The following is a 16,386-nucleotide window of genomic DNA, read 5'->3' as shown; positions in this document are numbered from 1 at the left end:
CACCGGGTCCGCGGCCGGGTGAACACCGCCCGGCGCAGGGTCGCCCGACGGGTGTCACCGCAGGGCCGTACGACGGCACGGATACGGCCATCGGGCGCAGGCCCGCCACCGGTGAACGGGTCGACGGGGCACGGCCCGGACCGCGACCGGCGTCGCCCGTCCGGGTGGACGGCCCCGGCGACCGCCCGACGCAGCCAGACGACTCCCGGTCGCGGGCGGACAGTGATCGAACTCGCACGCCCGGTGACGGCTCGGTCGCCGCGTGCCGGGCTGCTGCGTCCGGGCTACGGGAGGATCTGCAGCGTCTGCACCCGGGGGGGCTCGTTCTGGACCGGGATCCGGTCGCGCTGGGCCAGGTAGGACGCGATGTCGTGGAACAGCGGCGCCGCGCTGGTGCCGCCCTGCGGGGCGTCGAGCATGATCCCGACCACGAACCGCGGGTCCTGCGCCGGGAGCATGCCGGCGAAGGTGATCCAGTACAGCGACCGGGAGTACGCCCCGGTCTCCGGGTCGACCTGCTGGGCGGTGCCGGTCTTGCCGGCGACCTCGTAGCCGGGGACGGCCGCCGCCGGGCCGGTGCCGGCCTGGCCGCGCTCGTCCTGGGTCACCGCGGTGAGCATCGTGCGCAGCTCGGCCGCGGTCTCCGGCGACATCGCCCGCACCGGCTCCGGCGCCTCGGTCGGGACGCGGACGCCGTCCGCACCCGTGGTGGAGGCGACGATCCGCGGCGGGATCCGGAGGCCGTCGTTGGCCACCGCCTGGTACATGCCGGCCATCTGCAGCACGGTCATCGACAGACCCTGCCCGATCGGCAGGTTGCCGAACGTCGACCCGGACCAGGTCGCCCGGGACGGCACGGTCCCGGCGCTCTCCCCCGGCAGGCCGACGCCGGTCCGCTGCCCGACGCCCAGCTTGTCCATCATGTCGGAGAAGCCGTCCTCGCCGACCTTCTGCGCCGTCATCAGGGTGCCGACGTTGGACGACTTCGCCAGCACCCCGGTGAGGGTGTAGCGGTCCAGCCCGTGCTGCCAGGCGTCCCGGATGGTCCGGTCGGCGACCTCGATGCTGCCGGGCACCTCCAGCACGTCGTCCGGCTTCGCGACGCCCGCCTCCAGCGCGGCGGCCATCGCCACGACCTTGTTCACCGAGCCGGGTTCGAACGGCGTGGTGACGGCCTTGTTCCCCAGCGTCGCCGGGTCGGCCTCGAGCAGGTTCGCCGGGTCGAACGAGGTGTTGTCGGCCAGCGCCAGCACCTCGCCGCTCTCCCGGTCCAGCACGACGGCCGAGCCGCTGCGCGCCCCGGAGGCGGCGGCGTGCTCGGCCAGCATCCGCTGCACCTGGAACTGCAGGTCGGAGTCGAGGGTCAGCTGGACGTCCGACCCGGACACCGCGGCCTGCTCCTGGCGCACGCTGCCCGGGATGACCGTCCGGCTCCCCTCGGCGGTGTCGGCGATCTGGAACCCGTCCTGCCCGGCGAGCACGTCGTCGTCGGCGGACTCCAGGCCGATCCGGCCGACCAGCTTCTGCGCGTCCGCGCTCCAGGTCGCCGCGCCGACGACGTTCGACGCCAGGGTGCCGCCCGGGTACTGGCGGGCCTCGCGGCCCTCCTCGGCGATCTCGGGGAAGCGCTCGCGCAGGTCGCGGGCCGGAGCCGGGTCGACGGCGGTGGCGAGCACGACGTAGCCGCGGTCGGCGGCCAGGGCCCGCTTGAGCTCGTCGACGTCCCCGCCGGTCACCCCGGCGACGGCCTCGGCCATGGCGTCCTTGTAGGCGGGCGCCTCGGCGCCCCGGTCCCGGTCGATCAGCCGCGGGTTGGTGACCAGCGCCTTGGACTCGGTGCTGAACGCCAGGACGTTGCCGTCCCGGTCGGTGATCGCACCGCGCTCGGCGGGGATCACGATCCGGCTGGCGCGCTGCTTCTCGGCGTCGGCGGTGAGCGTGCCGGCCTGCACGGTCTGCACGACGACCAGTTTCGCGCCCGCCACCAGCAGCAGGGCCGCGAGCATCACCCAGGCCAGGCGCAGCCGGAAGCGCGGGTCGTCGGCCGGGGAACGGCGCCGGCGGCGCGGCCCGTTCCGCGGCGGTCCGCCGCCGTGCACGGGCCGCCGCGCGCGGGGCGGGGCGGCGGGGGGCATCAGCCCTGGGTCTCGGCGGAGTCGTCGCCGTCCTCACCCGCGGCGCGGGTGTCGGCCGGAACCTCCTGCTCGGCCCCCTCGGGCGCCTGCTCGCCGTCCGCCTGCCCGGCGGTCTCCGGCGGGGCCGCGGACTCGCCCGCCGCGGCCGCGGCGGGGTCGCCGCCCTCGGCCAGCGGGTCCCCGGTCTCCACGGCCGGCGGCCCGGCCGGCCCGGCCGGGCCGGCAGGGTCCCCGGCGGGTGCGGCCGGCACGGCGGCCTGCGGATCGCCGACGACGTCGACCCGCCCGTCCGGTGCGACCACCAGCCGGGCCGGGTCGGAGACCGGGACGAGTCCCTGGTCGGTCGCGCGCTGTGCCAGCGAGCCCGGCGCCTCGAGCGCCGAGACGTCCTTGCGCAGCGCCTCGGACTGCTCGGTGAGCGCGGCGGTCCGCTGGCGGGCGTCCTGCAGGATGTAGGAGTCGGCGGCCGCGGCGGTGGACAGCCACAGCGTCGCGATCAGTCCGGCCGCCAGCAGCACCATCACGACCAGCACGAACTTCGCGCGGCCGGTGTTCTCCCGGGCGGTGCGGGCGCGCCGGGCGTCCGGCGCGCGACGGGTCTCGCCGGACCCACGCTGTGCCGGGATCCGCGGCTGGGTGCCCGGCCGCGGGCCGCGCCCGGTCCGGCTCCGGCCGCCCGGGCGCTCGATGACCGGTGTGCTCATCGCCGTTCCTGCCTCTCCGCCGGTGGTTCTGTACTGCCGTCCGCGCTGTCGTCGTGCTCGTCACCGTCGTCCGCGACACGCTCGGCCGCCCGCAGACGGACGGGTGCGGCACGCGGGTTGCGGGCGATCTCGTCGTCGGACGCGGTCTCGGATCCCCGGACGAGCAGCCGGAACTCCGGCCCGTGCCCGGGCAGCTCGACCGGCAGGTCGACGGGGGTGCGGGACCGGGTGCGCTCGGCGAGCTCGCGCTTGACCATCCGGTCCTCCAGCGAGTGGTAGGACAGCACGACGATCCGGCCGCCCGGGGCGAGCGCGTCCAGGGCCGCCGGCAGCGCGCGGCGCAGCGCGCCCAGCTCGTCGTTGACCTCGATCCGCAGCGCCTGGAAGGTGCGCTTCGCCGGGTGTCCGCCGGTCCGCCGGGACGCCGCCGGGACCACGCCGTAGAGCAGCTCGACCAGCTCGGCGCTGCGGGTGAAGGGCTGCTTCTCCCGGGTCCGGACGATCGCCTTCGCGATGGGACCGGCGAACCGTTCCTCGCCGTACTCGCGCAGGATCCGCCGCAGGTCGGGCGCCTCGTAGGTGTTGAGGACGTCGGCGGCGGTCGGGCCGGTCGTCGGGTCCATCCGCATGTCGAGGTCGGCGTCGCGGGAGTAGGAGAAGCCGCGGGCGGTCTCGTCGAGCTGCAGCGAGGAGACCCCGAGGTCGAACAGGATGCCGTCGGCCGGGCCGGCGCCGGTCCGTTCCAGGGCCTCGCCGATGCCGTCGTAGACGGTGTGCACCGGGTGGAAGCGGTCGGCGTAGGCGGTGAGCCGGCGCCCGGCGAGGTCGAGGGCCTGCGGGTCGCGGTCCAGCCCGACGACGGTCAGCCGCGGGTGCGCGGCGAGCAGCGCCGCGGCGTGGCCGCCCATGCCGAGGGTGGCGTCCACGTAGACCTTCGTGCGACCACCGGGGCCGCCGTCCAGCGCGGGTGCCAGCAGCTCGAGGGTGCGGTCGAGGAGGACCGGGACGTGCCGCTCGCCAGAAGTCTCCACGTTCCACCCCCCGGTGCGCCGTCCGTCCCCGTGGTCGGTGTCGTGCGGTCGTGCTCGGTCGTGCTCGGCGCCACCTGTGGTGGGCGTGTTCCCGGTCGTGCTGATCGTGATCCCGGTCCCGGCCCCGTGGGGCCGGGACCGGCAAGGATCCGTCCGTGGGAGTGCGACGCGGTCCGGCTCCCACAACCGGCCCGCCGCACGCCCGAAGACAAGTGGGACTCCACCCCGCCACCCGAACTCCCCAGTCGGGGTGAACGCCGGCGCCGTCCCCACCCGGGGGCCGTGCCGCCGGACCTGGCACCGGGGAAGGTGTGCCAGGGCCGGGCGATCACGGCACCCGGGTCGGGACGGCGACGGTGGTGTCGTCCCGGTCGTGCCACTGCTCCGCAGGGGTCCCGCCCGCCAGCGGGACCTAGAACAGTCCGGGCAGAACCTCCTCCTGGGCCTTCGCGAAGTCGTCCTCGTGCCGGTCCTGGTACTCCTGCCAGGCCTGCGCGTCCCAGATCTCGGCGCGCGTGAAGGCGCCGATCACCACGCAGTCCTTGGAGAGCCCGGCGTACCGGCGCAGCTCGGAAGTGATCGCGATCCGACCCTGTCCATCGGGGTTCTGCTCGTCGGTGCCCGAGAAGAGGTTCCGCTGGAACACCCGCGCCGACTCGTTCGTCAGCGGGGCCGCGGCGACCTTGCGCGCCATCTCGGTGAAGGCGTCACGGGTGAACACGTAGAGGCAGTGGTCCTGCCCTTTCGTGATCATGCAACCGCCTCGCAACTCGTCGCGGAATTTCGCGGGCAGCGTGAGCCGCCCCTTGTCGTCCAGCTTCGGGGTGTAGGTGCCGAGGAACACCGACCCCACCTCCACCTGGAGCACCTGTTCGCCCCAGCGATCTCCACACTACCCCACAACCACCCACCGTCAACCCGAGACGGTCCTGCCTCACCCCACCGCATTTGCATCTCCGCAGGTCAGCGGCGGTGGGGGGTGGTGGGGGGTCCCGACGCGCCACCCGGTTGCGCGACGCGGCACCGGCGCGTCGGCGATCATGTGACCTCCCCCGGGCCACCGGCCGGTCCCACCGCCGTCACCGCAGGTCAGAGGTGATCTCGGGGCACCCTGGGGTGTCCGGGGTGGGGCGAGGTGGGGGACGCGGTGGTGGGCGGTGGGGAGTCGGGTGGTGGCCGGTGGGGAGCTCCGGTGGGGAGAGGTGGGGGGCCGGGTGGAAGCCCGGGTGGGGACGCGTGGGGCAGCCGGTGCGGGGCGAGCCGGTCCGGTCGGCGCCGGGGCTCGGACTACTCCGGACAGCGGTGCGCAGGCGGCCGTGTGGCGGTCTCCGACCCCGATCGGGCGACGTTTGACAGACTGGGCCGATCCCCGTCGTCCGAGGAGGCCCGTTGTCGTCGAGTGCGCCGTCCGCGCCGTCTGCGCCGTCCGCACCGCGTTCCGGTCACCGGCCGGGCCCGGAGTCGACTGGCGCCGCGCGGGGACACACCGCGGACACGATGGACGCCGGCGGTGTCGCCGACGTCGCGGGACGGATCGCCGGCGCGGTCCAGCGGGTGATCGTCGGAAAGCCGGACGCGATCCGGCTCGCGATGGTCGCGATGCTCGCCGAGGGGCACCTGCTCGTCGAGGACGTCCCCGGGGTCGGCAAGACCTCGCTGGCCAAGGCGATGGCCCGGGCCGTCGACGGGGCCGTCAGCCGGATCCAGTTCACCCCGGACCTGATGCCCGGCGACATCACCGGCACCTCGATCTACAACCGGCAGACCTCGGAGTTCGAGTTCCGGGCCGGCCCGGTCTTCGCGAACGTGGTGATCGCCGACGAGATCAACCGGGCGTCGCCGAAGACCCAGTCCGCGCTGCTGGAGTGCATGGCCGAGCACCAGGTCACCGTGGACGGCGGCACGTACGCGCTCGGTGACCCGTTCATGGTCGTCGCCACCCAGAACCCGGTCGAGATGGACGGGACCTACCCGCTCCCGGAGGCCCAGCGGGACCGGTTCACCATCCGGATCAGCGTCGGCTACCCGGACCCGGCGGCCGAGCTGGCGATGCTCGACGAGCACGGGTCGGCCGAGCCGCTGGACCGGCTCCGCCCGGTCACCGACCTGCGGACGCTGCGCGCCATGATCGCCGCCATCCGCGCCGTGCACACCGCGGCCGAGGTGCGGCGCTACTGCGTCGACGTCGTGGGAGCCACCCGGCGGCTGAGCGAGGTCCGGCTCGGCGCCTCGCCGCGCGCCACGCTGCACCTGCTGCGCGCCTCGCGGGCGTGGGCCGCCACGGCCGGCCGCGGCTACGTCGTCCCGGACGACGTCCAGACGGTCGCCGGGCCGGTGCTCGCGCACCGGCTCGTCCTGGGTCCGGAGGGGGTGGCTGCCCGCCGGTCGGCGGCCGACCTGGTCCGGGCCGCCGTCGCGCGGGTCGCGGTGCCGTCCCCGCCGCGGGGCTGACGTGCCGTCCGGCGCCGCCACCGCCGCGGACCCCGGCCGCGACGCCCCACCGGGCACCCCGGGCCCGGCCCCGACCGCCACCACCGCGCGGCGGGAGCGGCCGGCCGCGCTCACCGTGCGCGGCCGGTGCCTGCTCGCCGGCGGCCTGGCCATGATCGCCTCGGCGGTCGTCCTCGACGAGCGCGACCTGGTCCGGGTCGGGGTCTTCGTCGCGCTGCTGCCGGTGCTCGCGCTGGTCGTCGCGCTGCGCTCGCGCCGGACCCTGCAGGTCGGGCGCACCCTGGAGCCGCTGCGGGCCGAGGCCGGCGGCCAGGGCACCGCGACGCTGCGGATCGCCGGAGGCGCGCTGCTGGGCTCGCTGCGGATCTCCGACGCGGTCCCGGACGCGGTGGGACCGTCGGACCGCTACCCGCCGCGCTTCACGGTGCACCGGCTCGGCCGCCGCGGCGCGCGGGTCGGGTACCCGCTGCGTCCGGCCGTCCGGGGCGCGTACGCGATCGGCCCGCTGCGTGGCCGCGGCACCGACGCGCTCGGGCTCGCCGAGTTCCGGCACGACCTGCTGCCCGCCGACCGGTGGCTGGTGCTGCCGCGGGTCACCCCGCTGACCGGACGCGCGCCGCTGGCCTCGGCCACGGCCGGCCGCGGCGCCGAGGGCGGCAGCCGGCCCGGCACCGGGAACCCGGACGTGCTGATCCGGCACTACCGCCAGGGCGACGAGATGCGCCGGGTGCACTGGCGCTCGAGCGCGCGCCGCGACGAGCTGATGGTCCGGCTCGACGACCGTCCCGACCCGACGGGCGTCACGGTGCTGCTGGACCGCCGCGACGGCGCGCACCGCGGACACGGGGCCGCCTCCAGTCTGGAGTGGGCGGTCGAGTTCACCGCCGCCGTCACCGCGCACCTGCTGCGCCGCGGCGACGACGTCACCCTGGTCGACGAGTCCGGCGACCCGCTCGGCGACGACACCGCGACCGGCGAGGACGGCGTGGCCCGCCGGCTGGAGACCCTCGCCGTGCTGCGCCCGTCGGCCACCGCCGGGCTCGGCTCCGGCGGTTCCGCCGACACCCGCCCCTCCGGCGGGGTGTTCGCCGTCCTCGGCGCGACCACGCCGGACGACGTGGCCGCGCTCGTCGCGGCCTGGCCCGGCGGCGGGCACGCGGTCCTGCTCGACGTCGACGGCTGGGCCGCGACCGGCACCGCCCCCGGCCGGGCGGCGACCGCGTCGGCCGCGCTGCGCCGCGCGGGGTGGCAGGCGACGGTCGTCACGGCCGGCACCCCGGTGCAGCGGGCCTGGGCCGACGCCTGCGGGGACCCCGCACCGGCCGGGGCCGCCCGGTGAGCGCCCCCACCGCCACCCGGCCCGCGCCACCCGCCCCGTCCGGCGGCGATCGGCCGAGGGCGCCCCGATGGTCGGCGTCGCTGGCACCGCTGGCCAGCGGCCTGTCGGTGCTGCTGGCCGGGTCCGCGACCGGCGCGGTCGTCGGCGGGACGGCCTGGTTCGGGCACGGCCTCGCCGCGGTGCTGGTGGTCGTGCTGGTGGGCACCGTGGCGACCGCGTTCCGCCCGTGGCTCGCCGCACCGGTCCAGCTGCTCGCGCTGCTGATGCTGGTCACCGCGTGGTTCACCGACGGCGGGCTGTTCGGCGTGCTGCCCGGCGCCGTGGCGTTCCGGGAGCTCGGTGTGCTGCTCGGCGGCGCCGGGGCCCAGATCAGCACCGGGTTGCCGCCGGTCGAGCCGACGCCGGAGATCCTGCTCCTGGTCACGCTCGGGTTCGGCACCGTGGCGATCGCGGTGTTCGGGCTCGCCGTCACCGTCGCCGCCCCCGCCGCGGCCGGCGTCCCGCTGCTCGTGGCCTTCGCCGTGCCGACGGCGCTGCAGCCCGAGCTGCTCCCCTGGTGGTCGATGGTCGCCGCCGCGGCCGGCTACGGCGTGCTGCTGCTCCTGCGTCCCGAGCGGCTCCGGCAGGGCCCGGCCGGGATCGCGGTGATCGCCGCGGCGGTCGCGGGGGCGTTGCTCGCGGGGGTCGTGGTGACCCCCGTCGGCACCGCGGGACGGTTCGAGGCCGGGATCAGCGAGGGCGGTGCGGCGGACGGCTCGATCGGGCTCAACCCCTTCACCTCGCTGCGCGGGCAGCTGACCCGTAGCGAGCCGCGCGAGCTGTTCCGGGTGCAGGGCCTGGAGACCGCGACCTACCTGCGCGCACTGACCCTGCAGTCCTACGTGCCCCAGGAGGGCTGGGAGGCCGGACGGCCGGCGCCGGGGGTGCCGCTGAACGGCGCGCTGCCGCCGTCGACGTCCGGGCCGGCGTCCGAACAGACCGTGCAGGTCGGCAACCTCGGCTTCCGGGACTACTGGCTGCCGATGTTCGGGGACCCGACCGCGGTCGACGTCGGCACCGACGTCGGCTGGGCCTACGACCCCGCGGCGGGCATCGGCTACAGCGAGCGGCCGCAGGAGGCCCCCGGCTGGACGCAGTCGATGCGCCTGCCGGAGCCCTCCGCCGACGAGCTGCGGGCCGCGTCCGGTCCGACGACGGTGGACCCGGTCTACGCCGACATCACCGGTGTCGACCCCCGGGTGATCGAGATCGCGCGGGACGTCGCCGCCGGGGCGGAGAATCCGTTCGACCGCGCGATGGCCCTCGAGGACCACTTCACCGGGCCGGACTCCCCCTTCACCTACAGCCTCGCCACCGCCCCCGGCGGGGGCGGCGACGCGCTGGTCGACTTCCTGACCCGCGGCCGCACCGGGTACTGCGAGCAGTACGCCTCGGCGATGGCCGTGATGCTGCGCGCGGTCGACGTCCCGGCCCGGGTTGCGGTCGGGTTCACCGTCGGCGACGCCGGCCAGGACGGGCGCACGATCAGCACCGAGGACGCGCACGCCTGGGTCGAGGCCTGGTTCCCCGGCTACGGCTGGCTGACGTTCGACCCGACCCCGCTGGCCGACGGGCGGACCATCGAGCCCGGCTACGTCGCCCAGGCCCGGGAGCAGGCCGGTGGCACGCCCGCGCAGGAGCAGCCGGCCCCCGAGGAGGAGACCGCTCCGGCGCCGGAGGAGGAGGCCGCCGCACCGGAGCCGCCGCCGGCCGAGGGCGAGGACGCGGCGCCGGCACCGGCGGGCGGGGTGTCCGGGAGCCTGTGGACCGCGCTCGTCGCCGTCGCGCTGGGTGCGGCACTGGTCCTGCTGGTCGCGTTCCCCGGCCTCTGGCGGCGTCGCCAGTACACCCGACGGGCCGGGCTGGCCCGGGCCGGCGGCGCCGGTGCCGCCGGGGCGGCGTGGGACGAGGTGCTGGCCGTGTCCCGCGACCACGGGGTCGTCGTGCCGCCGGCGGACACCGTGCGCGGCGCCGCCGTCCGGATCACCGACGAGCTCTCGCTCGACGGGCGCCCGGCCGAGGCGCTGCGCGAGCTGGCGGGACGGGTCGAGGCGAGCTGGTACGGCGACGTGCTGCCCGATCCCGGGGTCCTCGACGGCCTGGTCGACGAGGTGCGCACGGCCGTGGTCGCGGGTGGGACGCCGCTGCGGGCCCGGGTGCTGCCGCCGTCGGTGGTGCCCTCGATCCGAGCGAGCCGGGACGCCGACGAGGCCTCGGCCACCGACGAGCCCGCCGGCTCGGACCCGACCTCCCGCTGACGTCGGAGGTACGAGTCCCCCGGAGGTCCGGCCGGGCAGCCCGGCGCACGCGGGCGGACGGCCGAACGACAGCGGGGCGGGACACCGTGCCGGTGTCCCGCCCCGCTGGGCGTCGATCATGCGGGCCGTCAGCCCGCTGACGTCACTCCTGGTCGAAGCGACGCCGGAAGCGCTCCTCCATCCGACCGGTGAAACCACCGTTGTCGCCGGACTTCTCCTTCGACGACGGCGGGGCCTCACCGCCCTCGGCGTTCTCGCCCTCCGCACCCTTGCGAGCACCGATGGACGTCACCGCCAGCAGAGCACCGACCAGCATCGCCAGGAAGCCCACGACGCTGAGGACCGGGATCGGCCCGACGTAGAGGGCGGTGGCGGGGATCCCGGCCACGAGCAGGACGAGGCCTACGACGAAGAGCACGGCCCCCTGGATCCGGCGACGGCGAGCGGGCTTGCTCATCCGTCCGCCGCTCACCGAGGAGGCGAACTTCGGGTCCTCCTGGTAGAGGGCCCGTTCGATCTGTTCGAGCAGGCGCTGCTCGTGCTCGGAGAGCGGCATGCCTTCACCTCCGGCACACGAAATCGGACGGTAGGCCGTACCGGCCCGGGCTTCCCTGCCCCGATCGGTCCGACGGGCGCCCCACCTGGGCGTCTGAGGACAAGAGTACGAGGCGAACCGTGTCCCGACCACCCGGACCGGCCAACCCGCTCGGCTGATCGTCGAGTGGACGGCGCGCCGCGGCGTGTCGCACCCGCCCGGGGCCGGTCCGGCGCGGTCCGGAGGAGCACGGAACCGCAGGTCGGCGACGGACGGAGGGTCACCGGCGGCCGCCGGTGACGGCCACCACCCCGACGGGGGCGTCCGGCGCTCAGAACCGCCGGGCGAGCAGATGCAACCGCGGGGCGACCTCGCCGAGCGCCGCGACCGCGGACGCCAGCGTGTCCAGTTCGTCCCGCTCGTCACGTCCGGCCGGTTCACCGTCCTGGCCGGGGCCGGGCAGCCAGGCCTCCAGGGTCCCGTCGCCCTGCAGGCTCTCGACCTCCAGCCGGCCGGTCGCCGCGGTCAGCTCGCGGAGCCGGTCCGCGTCGAACCGGCGCAGCAGCCGGTCGTCCGGGCCCGTGCGCCCGTCCGGGTCGGTCAGCAGATGCCGGGCCTCGGCCAGCCGGCCGCCGGCGACCCGCCCGATGAAGGCGCCGTACCGGCCGACGGCCACCACCGACACCGCCCCACCGGGCGCCGCGGCCGCGGCCAGCGCGGTCAGCACCCGGCCCGGGTCGTCGACGACCTCGAGCAGGCCGTGCCCGAGCACGAGGTCGGCTCCGTCGGCCGGCGCCACGTCGGCGAGCGACTCGACGTCGCCGTGCAGCGGGGTGATCCGGTCGGTCACGCCGGCCTCACCGGCCCGCCGGGCGAGCGTCGCGAGCGCGTTCGGGCTCGTGTCGACCACGGTCACCGCGCACCCCGCGGACGCCAGGGGAACGGCCCAGGTCCCGCTCCCGCCCCCGACGTCCAGCACCCGGGGGTGCCTGCCGGAGTCGCGACGGACCCGCTCGATCTCCCTGTCCAGTGCCCGGAACACGGCGGCACCGCCCGCTGCTCCGGTCTGCTCCCGCGTCGGCGATCCCACGCCGGTGAGCCTAGTGCCCGCCGGAGACGTGTGGCCCACGCCGCACCCGTGCGGGCCCGCACGGTAGATTGATCGGGTGCAGGTCGTGGCCACGCTCAGTCTGAAGGGCGGCGTCGGGAAGACCACCGTCGCGCTCGGCCTCGCCGGTGCGGCGCAGCGGCACGGCGTGTCCACACTGGTCGTCGATCTCGACCCGCAGGCCAACGCCACCACCGCGCTCGACCCCGGGCCGACCACGGCCACCGTCGCCGACGTGCTCGACGAGCCGCGGCGCGCGGTCGTCGAGCGGGCCATCGCGCCGTCGGCGTGGGGCGAAGGTCTCGACGTGATGGTCGGCGCGGAGCTGACCGAGCGGCACAACCACCCCGACCCCGGTGCGAGCGAGCTGCACCGGCTCGACCGCGCGTTGCAGCGGATCGCCGGCGAGCTGATCACCGACGACGAGGACGGTGCGACGGACCTGGGCCGCGAGCGCTACCGGCTGGTGATCGTCGACTGCCCGCCGTCGCTGGGCCAGCTGACCCGCAGCGCACTGTCCGCGGCGGACCGGGCGATCCTGGTGACCGACCCGACGATGTTCTCGGTGTCCGGCGTGCAGCGGGCGTTCGACGCGGTGCAGACCGAGCGGGAACGCTCCAACGACCGGCTGCAGCCGCTCGGCGTCCTGGTGAACCGGGTGCGCCCGCGCAACACCGAGCACGAGTTCCGCATCGCGGAGCTGCGTGAGCTGTTCGGCCCGCTGGTGTTCAACAGCGTGCTGCCGGACCGGTCCGCGGTGCAGCAGGCCCAGGGCGCATGCCTGCCCATCCAGTCCTGGGACACCCCCGGCGCCCGTGAGGTCGCGGCCGTGTTCACCTCCCTGCTCGGCCGGGTGCTGCGCAGCGCGGCCCGGGACCGCCCGGCCGCGTCGGCCTGAGCTCCGGCCTCATCGCGGCAGCAGCTGCTGGACGCGCGTGACGAACTGCTCGGCCTGCCGCAGCAGGTCGTCCGCGCCCCGCCGGTCGACCAGCCGCTCGATGCCGGCCTCGGCCGCCGCCCGGGTCCGGGAACAGGACGCGAAGAACGCCGCCCACTCCTCCAGCTCCGGCGCGACCTCGGTCAGCAGCCGCCACACGTCCCGCGGGGCGCCGCGGCGCGGTCGCGGACGTGCCCGCATCGCCAGGACCGCGGCCCCGGCCCGCAGCGCGGCCAGGTAGGCGGCCGGGTAGCGGCGCACCGGTTCGGTCTGCCGGTGCGCCTCGGCCAGCTGGTCGGCCGCCTGCCGGAGCAGCGCCAGCGCGTCCCGCGACGGCGGCGGCACCGGGCGGCGCCCGGGCGCCGCCCGGCCGGTGGGACGCGCGGGCCGGCCGGTACCGGAGCCGGCCGCCGTCGAGCCGCCGGAACATCCCCGGCGGGGATCCGGCACCCGGGCCGCGGGGCCGGCGACGGCCGGGGCGGGAGCCTCGTCCGCCGCGCGCTCCGTGGCAGGTCCGGCCGCGTCGCGGGTCCTTCCGGCTCCGCCGCCGGCCGCGCCGCCGACGTGCAGAGGGAGCACCGGGTGCGCGACGCGGTGCACGGCACCGCGGCCGGTTGCCCGCCCCGCGGCCGTCGACCCTCCGGCCGCGACGCGCGCGGCGGGCAGGCCCAGGTCCAGGTCCAGCTCCATCGTCGTGATGGTCGTGCTCATCGCGGCGACACCTCCGTCCGGTCTCATCGGTCCTCCGTCCGCACCAGGTCCCAGACCCCCGGCCCGGCGCGCATCCGCAGCACCACCTCGCGCGGCGGCTCGGCGGGCTCCTCCACCGACCTCGCCAGCACCCGCCAGCAGCTCAGCCGGTCCCCGCCGACCGGCATCGGCGACGGGAACGGCCACGGCGACTCCTCGATCCACTGGTCCCGGACGCCGGTGATCAGGAACCGCTCGCCACGGCGCGACGGGCGCCGCTGGAACTCGACCGGCTCCCCGTTCTGCCAGCGCACGTCGATGGCCGCCGGCTGTCGTGCACGGAACAATCGCGAGAAGCCACCCACTCCATCACGCCCCTTCCCGGGTCGACGGGCCTCGGCTCCCGCGTCCCCGGCATCACCGTCCGGGGCGCCCGGTGGCGGGGCGCTTCCCCCACCCCGCACACCGGACACCCGGTCGTCGAACGCGCGTTCGACACGTTCAGTAGAACGCGCGTTCGACCGGTCGTCAAGTCGGACGCTCGGGTGATGGGCACCGGACCGGCGGTCCGGCCCACCCCGCGGGGCCCACCCGGTCGTGATGTGATGGGGACATGCAGACGCCCCCCGGCGGCACCACCCCCTCGCCCTCCGGCGCGCGGAACGCGTCGTGACGGCCGCGCCCGCGCGGCCGCGGCTGGTGGGCCTGAGCCGCGCCGAGTTCGCCGACCGGCTCGGCGAGGCGGTGGACGTCTACGTGACCGCCATGGGGTACCCGCGTTCCACGGTCCGGCAGCGGCGCTCGCTCTGGCTGGAGCACTCCTACCGCCCCGGCTGGACGGCGGCGGGCTGGCTGGACGAGCGCGGCCGCCTGGTCGCGATCGGCTACGGGTACTGGGGCGGGCCGGGCCAGTGGTGGTACGAGGAGGTCCGGCGCGGGGTACGGGCCCGGCGCGGCGAGCCCGGCGCCGCCGGCACGGACTGGCTGACCGACTACTTCGAGCTGACCGAACTGCACGTCCACCCGCAGGCACAGGGGTCCGGGATGGGCGAGGGCCTGCTGCGCGCACTGGCCGCCGACGCCGGCCGGGCGCGGATGCTGCTGTCCACCCCCGAGCACGGCCGGGCCGCGCCCGGCCGGGCGTGGCGCCTCTACCGCCGCACGGGGTTCCGCGACGTGCTGCGCGAGCACCTGTTCACCGGCGACCCACGGCCGTTCGCGGTACTCGGACGCGAGCTGCCGCTCCCCCCGCCGCGGCGCGACGCCGGCCCCGCCCCGGATCACCCGACACACACCCGCGCGTGAGCGCGGGGCGGTCGGTGCCGGGTGGCACGATGACCGCCATGCGTCGCGCCGGCTCCCCCTCCCGCTCCCGTCGTCGAACGGGGGGTGTGGTGCTCCTGCTGGTCCTGGCCCTGGTCGCACTGACCGGCTGCGCGCGCGTCCAGGTCGCGCTGGCCGTCCAGCCGGACGACACCGTGGACGGCACGATCGTGATGGCCACCCCGGACGGGGCGCCGGACGGTTCCGGCCCCGAGGTCACGGTGCCGCCGGACCTGGACGGCCGGGTCGAGGTCGCCCCCTACGACCAGGACGGCTTCGTCGGCTCGCAGATCACCTTCAGCGACCTGACCTTCGCGGAGACGTCCCGGCTCGCCGAGCTGGGCGGGAACCTGGGCGGCCGGGCCGGCCTGGAGATGCGCCGGGTCGGCGAGCGGATCGCCGTGGGCGGCCGGGCCGACCTGACGACGATGCCGGTGGACCGGTCCGACGTCCGGCTGGCGATCGGTTTCCCCGGCGAGGTCGTCGAGACCGACGGCGAGTCCGAGGCCGGCACCGTGACCTGGACGTTCGCCCCCGGCGAGGTCTCGCCGACGAACGCCTCGGTCGTCTCGACCGACCCGAACGCGCCGTCGGTGGCCGGCTGGTCGCTGCTGCTGGCCGGCCTGGTCGTCGTGGCGGCGGGCGCCACGGTGCTGCTGGCCCGGCGGGACCGGAACCCGCCCATCCGCCGCTGACCCACGGGGTTCCCGGGGGTCAGCGGCGCGGGCGCGGTCAGGCGGACGCGGCCGTCGGCAGGGCCGCCTCGGCCTCGGCCACGACCCCACCCCCGCGGTGATCGGCCAGCCCGAGCCGCTCGACCAGCTCGGTGGTCGCCGTGGAGCGGTTCAGGCAGTAGAAGTGGATCCCCGGCACGCCCTCGGCGATCAGCCGCTCGCACAGCTCGCCGGTGACCTCCATCCCGGCCGCGCGGAACGCCTTCGTGTCGCCGGAGTAGCGCGACAGCCGCTCGACCAGCGCCGGCGGCAGCGGCGAGCCGGACAGCTCGGGTCCCTTGTGGAAGGTCTTCTCCGAGGTCAGCGGCATGATCCCGGGGATGATCTGCTGATCGAACCCGGCCGCGACGACCCGGTCGCGCAGCCGCAGGAAGCCGTCGGGCTCCAGGAAGAGCTGGGTCACCGCGAACTCCGCGCCGGCCCGGAACTTGCCGACCAGCCGCTCGGTGTCGGCGTCGAGGTCGGCCGAGCGCGGGTGGCCGTACGGGAAGGCGGCGACGCCCACGCAGAACGGGCCGGAGCGCTTGATCAGCGACACCAGCTCGTCGGCGTAGGAGAGGCCCTCGGGGTGGCGCACCCACTCGCCGAGCGGGTCGCCGGGCGGGTCGCCGCGCAGCGCCATGATGTTGCGAACGCCCGCCGCGGCGAGCGAGCCGATGACGTGCCGCAGCTCGTCGGTCGAGTGCGACACGGCGGTCAGGTGGGCCATCGAGCACAGCGTGGTGTCGGTGGCGATGCGTTCGACGGTGCGGACGGTGCGGTCCCGGCTGGAGCCGCCCGCGCCGTAGGTCACCGACACGTAGGCCGGGTCGAGCACCTCCAGCCGGCGGATCGCCCGCCAGAGGTCCGCCTCGCCCTGGTCGTCCTTCGGCGGGAAGAACTCCACCGCGAAGAAGGGGCGGTCGACGCTGATCCGTTCGGTCACCGTGGATGCAGAAGTCGTCGTCACCCGTCGTACCTTACGGGCAGGGGGCGCCCGGCGAGCTGACGACGACCTCACGTTCGACACAGCTCACCCTGTGCCGCACCGCGGCGCCGGGCCGCCGCCGGGCCGCTGTCGGAGCCCACCGATAGCCTGGATCCGTGGTCGAACCCGCAGCTC

The 16,386-nt window shown here is 76.3% G+C and carries 15 protein-coding genes; 6 read left to right on the top strand and 9 right to left on the bottom strand.

Features of this window, described 5'->3' with window-relative positions; translation table 11 throughout:
- Positions 1 to 284: 284 nt before the first annotated feature.
- The 4 genes from WIS52_RS17430 to mraZ form a co-directional block, all read right to left on the bottom strand.
- On the bottom strand, positions 285 to 2,135 hold the full coding sequence (locus WIS52_RS17430; protein WP_349299330.1) for a peptidoglycan D,D-transpeptidase FtsI family protein: 1,851 nt from the start codon (positions 2,133 to 2,135) through the stop codon (positions 285 to 287).
- Positions 2,135 to 2,839, bottom strand: coding sequence for a hypothetical protein (locus WIS52_RS17425; RefSeq protein ID WP_349299329.1), 705 nt, complete (start codon positions 2,837 to 2,839; stop codon positions 2,135 to 2,137). Before WIS52_RS17425 ends, WIS52_RS17430 begins: the two co-directional genes overlap by 1 nt.
- Positions 2,836 to 3,870, bottom strand: coding sequence for a 16S rRNA (cytosine(1402)-N(4))-methyltransferase RsmH (gene rsmH, locus WIS52_RS17420; protein ID WP_349299328.1), 1,035 nt, complete (start codon positions 3,868 to 3,870; stop codon positions 2,836 to 2,838). The genes WIS52_RS17425 and rsmH overlap by 4 nt, the downstream gene beginning before the upstream one ends.
- A 412-nt stretch (positions 3,871 to 4,282) precedes the next feature.
- Positions 4,283 to 4,714 (bottom strand): division/cell wall cluster transcriptional repressor MraZ, encoded by a 432-nt coding sequence (gene mraZ, locus WIS52_RS17415; protein ID WP_349299629.1) that lies wholly within the window; start codon positions 4,712 to 4,714, stop codon positions 4,283 to 4,285.
- Between the two features lie 653 nt (positions 4,715 to 5,367).
- On the opposite strand from mraZ, the gene WIS52_RS17410 reads away from it, so the two are divergent.
- The 3 genes from WIS52_RS17410 to WIS52_RS17400 are packed head-to-tail and all read left to right on the top strand — an operon-like array spanning position 5,368 to position 9,957.
- The gene (locus WIS52_RS17410; protein ID WP_349299327.1) at positions 5,368 to 6,321 is read left to right on the top strand and encodes an AAA family ATPase; all 954 of its coding nucleotides are present in this window, start codon (positions 5,368 to 5,370) and stop codon (positions 6,319 to 6,321) included.
- A 1-nt stretch (position 6,322) separates the two neighbouring features.
- Positions 6,323 to 7,660 (top strand): DUF58 domain-containing protein, encoded by a 1,338-nt coding sequence (locus WIS52_RS17405; protein ID WP_349299326.1) that lies wholly within the window; start codon positions 6,323 to 6,325, stop codon positions 7,658 to 7,660.
- The gene (locus tag WIS52_RS17400) at positions 7,657 to 9,957 is read left to right on the top strand and encodes a transglutaminase TgpA family protein (RefSeq protein WP_349299325.1); all 2,301 of its coding nucleotides are present in this window, start codon (positions 7,657 to 7,659) and stop codon (positions 9,955 to 9,957) included. The genes WIS52_RS17405 and WIS52_RS17400 overlap by 4 nt, the downstream gene beginning before the upstream one ends.
- Before the next feature lie 142 nt (positions 9,958 to 10,099).
- Here the strand turns inward: WIS52_RS17400 and WIS52_RS17395 are convergent, their stop codons facing one another.
- Both WIS52_RS17395 and WIS52_RS17390 read right to left on the bottom strand, forming a co-directional pair.
- Positions 10,100 to 10,513 (bottom strand): DUF3040 domain-containing protein, encoded by a 414-nt coding sequence (locus WIS52_RS17395; RefSeq protein WP_349299324.1) that lies wholly within the window; start codon positions 10,511 to 10,513, stop codon positions 10,100 to 10,102.
- 310 nt (positions 10,514 to 10,823) lie between these two features.
- Positions 10,824 to 11,582, bottom strand: a complete 759-nt coding sequence (locus WIS52_RS17390; RefSeq protein ID WP_349299323.1) for a class I SAM-dependent methyltransferase — start codon at positions 11,580 to 11,582, stop codon at positions 10,824 to 10,826.
- Between the two features lie 76 nt (positions 11,583 to 11,658).
- Here WIS52_RS17390 and WIS52_RS17385 point away from each other — a divergent pair, with 76 nt between their 5' ends.
- Positions 11,659 to 12,498, top strand: coding sequence for a ParA family protein (locus WIS52_RS17385; protein WP_349299322.1), 840 nt, complete (start codon positions 11,659 to 11,661; stop codon positions 12,496 to 12,498).
- Between the two features lie 9 nt (positions 12,499 to 12,507).
- Here the strand turns inward: WIS52_RS17385 and WIS52_RS17380 are convergent, their stop codons facing one another.
- Both WIS52_RS17380 and WIS52_RS17375 read right to left on the bottom strand, forming a co-directional pair.
- Entirely contained in the window at positions 12,508 to 13,248 is a 741-nt protein-coding gene (locus WIS52_RS17380) for an SAV_6107 family HEPN domain-containing protein (RefSeq protein ID WP_349299321.1), read from the bottom strand.
- 23 nt (positions 13,249 to 13,271) lie between these two features.
- Positions 13,272 to 13,574 (bottom strand): hypothetical protein, encoded by a 303-nt coding sequence (locus WIS52_RS17375; protein ID WP_349299320.1) that lies wholly within the window; start codon positions 13,572 to 13,574, stop codon positions 13,272 to 13,274.
- A 322-nt stretch (positions 13,575 to 13,896) separates the two neighbouring features.
- On the opposite strand from WIS52_RS17375, the gene WIS52_RS17370 reads away from it, so the two are divergent.
- Complete coding sequence (locus tag WIS52_RS17370; RefSeq protein ID WP_349299319.1) at positions 13,897 to 14,532, top strand: GNAT family N-acetyltransferase; 636 nt, start codon at positions 13,897 to 13,899, stop codon at positions 14,530 to 14,532.
- 89 nt (positions 14,533 to 14,621) lie between these two features.
- A complete protein-coding gene (locus WIS52_RS17365; protein WP_349299318.1) occupies positions 14,622 to 15,245 on the top strand; it encodes an LppM family (lipo)protein in 624 nt (207 codons plus the stop codon).
- Positions 15,246 to 15,282: 37 nt separating this feature from the next.
- Here the strand turns inward: WIS52_RS17365 and WIS52_RS17360 are convergent, their stop codons facing one another.
- Positions 15,283 to 16,233: a methylenetetrahydrofolate reductase gene (locus tag WIS52_RS17360; RefSeq protein WP_349299317.1), complete on the bottom strand. Its 951-nt coding sequence runs from the start codon at positions 16,231 to 16,233 to the stop codon at positions 15,283 to 15,285.
- Positions 16,234 to 16,386 lie beyond the last annotated feature (153 nt).

This window comes from Pseudonocardia nematodicida (assembly GCF_040105385.1).
Lineage (GTDB): Bacteria > Actinomycetota > Actinomycetes > Mycobacteriales > Pseudonocardiaceae > Pseudonocardia > Pseudonocardia nematodicida.
The sequence above is the reverse complement of the archived record's forward strand: the minus strand, read 5'-3'. Positions and strand labels throughout refer to the sequence as shown.